We start from the raw sequence: 1,021 nt of genomic DNA on the forward strand, positions 1-1,021 counted from the left end.
GTCGGCGGTATCGCCATCGGTTTGGCCGGTAAAGACATCATCAGCAATTTTTTCTCTGGCATCATGCTGTACTTCGATCGCCCATTTAATGTAGGGGATTGGATCCGCTCACCAGACCGCAATATTGAAGGCACCGTAGCCGAGATTGGTTGGCGTCTGACTAAAATTAATACCTTCGACCACCGTCCGCTGTATGTGCCAAATTCGGTATTTTCGTCTATCAGCGTGGAAAACCCGGGGCGGATGACTAACCGCCGCATCAAAACCGAGATTGGCCTGCGCTATGAAGACGCCAAGTTGGTTCGCGTGATTGTCGATGACATCCGCACTATGCTGCAGAACAACCCGGATATCGATACCACCCAGACACTGCTGGTGTACATGAACGAGTTCGCGGATTCCTCCATCAACATCATGGTGTATTGCTTCACCAAAACCACGGTGTGGGCAGAGTGGCTGAAAGTTCAGCAAGATGTGTACTTAGATATCATTGATATCGTGCACGCCCGCGGCGCAGATATGGCATTCCCAAGTCAAACGCTGTATCTGGAAAAAGAATAAGCGTCACTCACGCATTTTGCGCTAAAACAATTTACGTTAAAACAATGCCGGCCTTCAGGTCGGCATTGTTTTTTATAACCTAACAGACTGTATTAAAAGAGATATTCTTGTGCGCTGACTGGCAATCTGATTGATTGCGATCATACTAACTCACAATAACGCCCTCGATTTACTCCATCACCGTCTTGGAGGTAAACACCATGAGCAATATCACTGAGTCTGCAGGCCTCACCGACATTGCCAAATATCTCAAACGCATGCATGGCTACAGCGATGCCGAAGCCCTTGTCGAAGCTAAAGAGGTATTAGCCGGATTTCAGGACATGTCATCACATGGAATTATCAAGGGTTGGTATTTCGATGCCGAAGGCCATCTGGAATTATTGCCCAACGAACGGATTAAATAACCGGCAGATACAAGGCAGAACGTGCGGTAAATCAATATTCTGGATTGTGTTTT

The 1,021-nt window shown here is 47.2% G+C and carries 2 protein-coding genes; both read left to right on the plus strand.

Annotated features, from left to right (window positions below; genetic code table 11):
- On the plus strand, positions 1 to 561 hold a 561-nt coding region (locus ACRC27_RS01720; protein ID WP_438639034.1), incomplete at its 5' end, for a mechanosensitive ion channel family protein.
- A 200-nt stretch (positions 562 to 761) separates the two neighbouring features.
- Positions 762 to 968, plus strand: a complete 207-nt coding sequence (locus tag ACRC27_RS01725) for a hypothetical protein (protein WP_010861761.1) — start codon at positions 762 to 764, stop codon at positions 966 to 968.
- The last annotated feature ends 53 nt before the right edge of the window (positions 969 to 1,021 follow it).

Origin of the sequence: Plesiomonas sp., from assembly GCF_051650925.1 — a bacterium.
Taxonomy (GTDB): Bacteria; Pseudomonadota; Gammaproteobacteria; order Enterobacterales; family CAMTGL01; genus Plesiomonas.